The organism is Collinsella aerofaciens, from assembly GCF_039836695.1.
Taxonomy (GTDB): Bacteria; Actinomycetota; Coriobacteriia; order Coriobacteriales; family Coriobacteriaceae; genus Collinsella; species Collinsella aerofaciens_BD.
This window is the reverse complement of sequence record NZ_JBDPAC010000041.1, coordinates 1-4,701: the sequence shown is the minus strand read 5'-3', so window position 1 is coordinate 4,701 and position 4,701 is coordinate 1. Positions and strand designations below refer to the sequence as shown.

The 4,701-nt window shown below is 60.0% G+C and carries 4 protein-coding genes; 3 read left to right on the top strand and 1 reads right to left on the bottom strand.

Annotated elements, in window-relative coordinates; translation table 11 throughout:
* Positions 1–200: 200 nt before the first annotated feature.
* Positions 201–1,448 (bottom strand): peptidase T, encoded by a 1,248-nt coding sequence (gene pepT, locus ABG996_RS10600; protein WP_347479839.1) that lies wholly within the window; start codon positions 1,446–1,448, stop codon positions 201–203.
* Between the two features lie 120 nt (positions 1,449–1,568).
* Between pepT and ABG996_RS10595 the strand changes: the two genes are divergently transcribed.
* The 3 genes from ABG996_RS10595 (at position 1,569) to ABG996_RS10585 (ending at position 4,453) form a co-directional block, all read left to right on the top strand.
* Positions 1,569–1,991, top strand: a complete 423-nt coding sequence (locus ABG996_RS10595) for a metal-dependent transcriptional regulator (protein WP_040359600.1) — start codon at positions 1,569–1,571, stop codon at positions 1,989–1,991.
* 10 nt (positions 1,992–2,001) lie between these two features.
* On the top strand, positions 2,002–2,895 hold the full coding sequence (locus ABG996_RS10590; protein WP_035138801.1) for a homocysteine S-methyltransferase family protein: 894 nt from the start codon (positions 2,002–2,004) through the stop codon (positions 2,893–2,895).
* 157 nt (positions 2,896–3,052) lie between these two features.
* A complete protein-coding gene (locus ABG996_RS10585) occupies positions 3,053–4,453 on the top strand; it encodes a phosphoglucomutase/phosphomannomutase family protein (protein ID WP_347479838.1) in 1,401 nt (466 codons plus the stop codon).
* Positions 4,454–4,701 lie beyond the last annotated feature (248 nt).

The window sequence follows — 4,701 nt, the reverse complement described above, 5'->3', positions numbered from 1 at the left end:
TCGGCCTAATCCGCGGTCTTTCATGCAGCAGGGGCTCTCAATGTTTTTATGTCCTGCTCATATCGTCTGTACCGGCAGTTTGGGACACTCCTTGCGTTAAGAGGCTGGCGTGCGTCAACCTGTTCTCATTGCAGCAAAAAAATCGCCCCGTTCTTGGTTGAGGACGGGGCGATTCGTCTTTTGGACTTGTGCAGCCAGGCTTATGCAAAGCGGGCGACGAGCTCCTGGAGCACGTCGGTCATCTTGACGAGCGAACTGACCGGGACGAACTCGTTGACGCCGTGGTAGCAATAGCCGCCGGTGGAAAGGTTGGGGCAGGGCAGACCGCGGAACGACAGCTGAGCGCCGTCGGTGCCGCCGCGAATCGGCAGCACTTGGGGCTCAACGCCGCAGGCAAGGTAGGCTTCCTTGGCAACATCAATAAGCTCGGGATAGTCACGAACGATCTCGGCCATATTTCGATACTGCTGCTTAATCTCGACCGTCACGCGCTCCTCACCCAGACGCTGGTTGAGCATCGAGGCGGCGGCATCAATAAGGTCGAGTTTCTGCTGGAACTTGGCGGCGTCATGGTCGCGGACGATATAGCGCGCTGTGGCGTGATCGACGGTCGCAGATACACCCTCAAGGTGATAAAAGCCCTCGTAGCCTTCCGTATACTCCGGGCGCTGCACGTAGGGGAGCAACGCGTTGAAGTCGCAGAACAGATTGCCTGCGTTGACCATACGGCCCTTAGCGTCGCCCGGGTGGATGGACTGGCCCTCAAAGCGGACGGTCGCCTCGGCGGCGTTAAAGCACTCCCACTCCAGCTCGCCGATGGGGCCGCCGTCGACCGTGTAGGCGTACTTGCAGCCAAAGGCATCGATATCCAACAGCTCGGCTCCGTGGCCGATCTCCTCGTCAGGGCAGAAGCAAATGCCGAGTGCGGGATGGGGCAGAGAGGGGTCCTGAGCGATACGCGCGACAAGCGACATGATCTCGGCGACGCCTGCCTTGTCGTCCGCGCCCAGCAGCGTGGTGCCATCGCTGCAGACCAGGTCCTCACCCGCGAGGTCATTCAGGGCGGGAAGCTTGGCGGTACTCATGGCAACGGGCTTACCGTCAACCGTGCCGCAGACCAGGTCGCCGCCTTCGTAGTGTACGATGTGCGGCTTCACGCCGGCGCCCGGTGCAACTTCGGTGGTGTCGAGATGGGCGATCAGGCCCAGGGCGGGCTTGTCCTCAGCGCCCGCACTTGCGGGGATATGCGCGCAGACATAGGCGTGCTCGGTCACGTGGGCATCTTCCGCACCAAGCTCGCGCAGCTCTTCAGCCAGCACGTTGGCAAGGTCAAACTGAACGGCGCTCGAGGGTACCTGGTCGCAGTTTGCATCCTCGGACTGCGTGTTGATCTGGACGTAGCGCAAAAAGCGTTCGAGGACATCGGGGCTCGTGGTGGTGTTTTCCATAAAGACCGCTCCAATCTTGGTCGTCGTGTGCAACAAGAACTCTAGCACGGTATGCCACGGCATACCACGACGCTTGGATGGGGTAGAATCAGCCATTGAATGCAGAAGGGACGGAAGATCATGGATACGACAAATAGCTCGCGCGAACTACATCTGACGGTGGCGAACGAAGACTACTTGGAGTGCATGGTTCGCATTGAAAGCGAAGAGGGGGAAACCAACGGCGTGCGATCGGTCGACATCGCGCAGCGCCTTGGCGTCTCCAAGGCATCGGTCAATAAAGCGGTTTCGGCGCTCAAGGCATCCGAGCTTGTCGAGCAATCGCACTACGGCAAGGTGATCCTGACCGATCGCGGCCGCGAGGTTGGTACGGCTATCTGGTACCGTCATCGCCTCATCCGCACGTTTTTGGTTCAGGAGCTCGGTGTCGAATTTGAGCGAGCCGATTCCGAGGCCTGCATGATGGAGCATGCGCTATCCGAGGACACGATGAGCCGCTGGCTCGCCTATCTCGAAAAGCAGGGAATCAGCGTCGAGGAATAGCGGGATATATATGGATACGAGTTATTACAACCGCTTTGGTGCCGAGGAACTTACGCGCCGCTTGTCGAGCGAGACCTTGTTGGCGCAGGGCCCCATGGGCAGTGTTCTGTTGAGTGAGTACGATGCCGCCGACATTCCACCGGCGTTTTGGAATCTGGCAGAGCCGCAGACCGTTTCTCGTATCCATCGCTTGTATGTCGCCGCCGGCGCGCAGGTGCTCATTACCAACACCTTTCAGGCATCAAGCTATGCCCTCAAACACGACCAGATTGCGCCGTCCGTGGCGGAGGTCAATCGCGGGGCCGTCGACGATGCCCGCCAGGCGCACCCTCAGCTGCTGCTGGGCTCGATGGGCCCGATCGGTATTGAGTGGTTTGCCGAGGACTCTGCCGAGTATCGTGAAATCCGAGGCATTGCGCGCGAACAGGCGCACGCCTTGCTCAATGCCGGCGTTGACGGTCTGCTGATCGAGACGGTGACGTCTATCCGTAATTTGCAGCCCATGCTTGCCGGCGCTCGAGATGCCGCCGACGGCATGCCTGTTCTGGTGAGTTTTGTCGTTGACGATAAAGGCGACCTGTTGGGCGATGGCCTCAACATCGAGGCAGCCGTTTTGTACGCCGAAAAACACGGCGCAAACTCGGTTGGTGTTAATTGCTGTTCGCTTGCGGCCGCGAACGCGGCGGTGCCCAGGATGGTTGCATCGGCGACTACTCCCGTCACGGTGCGTCCCAACGTGGGCGATCCGGTCCAGACTCAGGATGGCCCCGTATGGCACGAGAACCCCGAAGCTTTCGCGCGCGCATGCATCGAATGGAGACATGCCGGCGCCGCAATGGTGGGCAGTTGTTGTGGAACCACGGCAATCACTACGGCAGCGATGGCCGAGGCGCTCGATATATAAAGGGCAAAACCGCTCCATACGGGGCAGTTTTTTATTGCCTGCATGTCCTCGGCAGCATTTGCCCAAATGGTGAATGCTGGTGCCGGCAGGTTGCCGAGTGCATGTTGCGGGTATACCCCATGCGTACCATGATCCAAACACTGTGAGGTGTCTGCGCGTGTGCGCGATAATTCATTTTGGAACTGACGGTTGGCGCGCTCGCGTCGATGAGGACTTCACTGCCGATAACGTTGCCCGTATCGCCGATGCCGTCGGCGAGTTGTGGCAAAAGACCAATCCGGGCAAAACGGTATATATAGGGTTCGACACCCGGCCCCTGGCGCGCGAGTTCGCTGAGCTTGCGGCGGGCGTGCTAGCGGCGCACGGGCTAGACGCCGTGCTCGCTTCGCGACCTGTCCCGACCCCTGCCCTTACGTGGGCGGCGGCTTATGACGGTGAGGCGTGCGGCGCGCTCATGGTGACGGGGTCCCATCATCCGCAGGGCTATCTGTGCCTCAAGATTCGCATGGGTGACGGCTCGACCGCCAACCAGGATGTCATCGAAGAGCTCGAAGAGACCATGGCTCCCGAGCCAATGGGGATCGAGGGGCAATATCGCACCGCGGATATCATTCCTGACTATATGCAGGCGGTGGCATCGTTTGTCGATGCCGAAGCCATCCGCGCCGCGCACCTGCGCGTGGTTGTCGATCCCATGGGCGGCGCAGCCCAGGGCTATCTAGCCGACTTGCTGCGCGAGCTTGGCGTTGAGGTGCACGAGATTCACGCCGGGCAGGCGTCTGACCAAGAAGATATCTGCCCCGACCCCGTTGAACCGTGGGTGGACGCTTGCGAGCGCACGGTTATCGAGGACGGAGCTTGCGCTGGCCTGGTGACCGACGGCGACGCCGACCGTATCGGCGCGGTTGACGAGCGCGGCAGATATATACATCCGCATCAGATCATGGCGCTCGTTTTGGGCGACTTGGTTCAATTTCGTAATTTGGAGGGGCGCGTCGTCGTCAATCTTTCATGCTCGACGCTCGTGCGTCGCATTGCCGAGGCGCTTGGCTGCCGCGTGACCGTCAAGCCAGTCGGTTTCAAATATATAGCGGCAGAGATGAAGAAGGGCGGCGTCCTCATGGGCGGCGAAGAAGCCGGTGGTATCGGCATCGCCGCGCATATGCCCGAGCGCGATGGAATCCTCGCCTGTCTGATTCTGTGTGAGCTTATGGCTAAGACGGACGCGCCTTTGGGCGTTCTGGTCGACCAACTCGAGGACAGTTTTGGTAAGACGAGTTACGGTCGACGGGATTTGCGCCTTGAGGCCGAAGATGCCGAAACGTTACGAACCCTGCTGCCGGGCGTAAACCCCAAGTCGATTTGTGGCAAGGTGCCGCAAAACGTTAGTCATATGGATGGCTTGCGTTTGGCATTCGAGGATGACACGTGGCTGCTGGTCCGTCCTAGCGGGACCGAACCAGTGGTGCGCGTCTACGCCGAGGGGTTCTCGGTGGAAGAACGTGATGAGTTGCTCGATGCTGGCTGTGCTTTAGCTAGGGGGACGTATCCGCTTTAACCATGAGACTGCCTTATATAAAGAGATGCTCGGCGAGCGGTAGGTAACGGCTGGCAAACGTTAGTCGGATTCCAAACTGTGTAGGAAATGTGTACGCCCAGATTTCCGCCCACGGCGCCCCTCCGGTCTGGCAATATATCTCCTTGCCGCGCGGCCCGGTCGGACCGGATCAGCCGCGGGGCGTGCACCTTGAGAACCGGATACTGCGAGGATGGACACACCAGATGTGTCGCATCCGGGCAGACATC

Excerpts from the sequence above, each read along its gene's own strand:
- ABG996_RS10595 (WP_040359600.1), top strand. The coding sequence starts at position 1,569 with ATGGATACGACAAATAGCTCGCGCGAACTACATCTGACGGTGGCGAAC.
- pepT (WP_347479839.1), bottom strand. The coding sequence starts at position 1,448 with ATGGAAAACACCACCACGAGCCCCGATGTCCTCGAACGCTTTTTGCGC.
- ABG996_RS10590 (WP_035138801.1), top strand. The coding sequence starts at position 2,002 with ATGGATACGAGTTATTACAACCGCTTTGGTGCCGAGGAACTTACGCGC.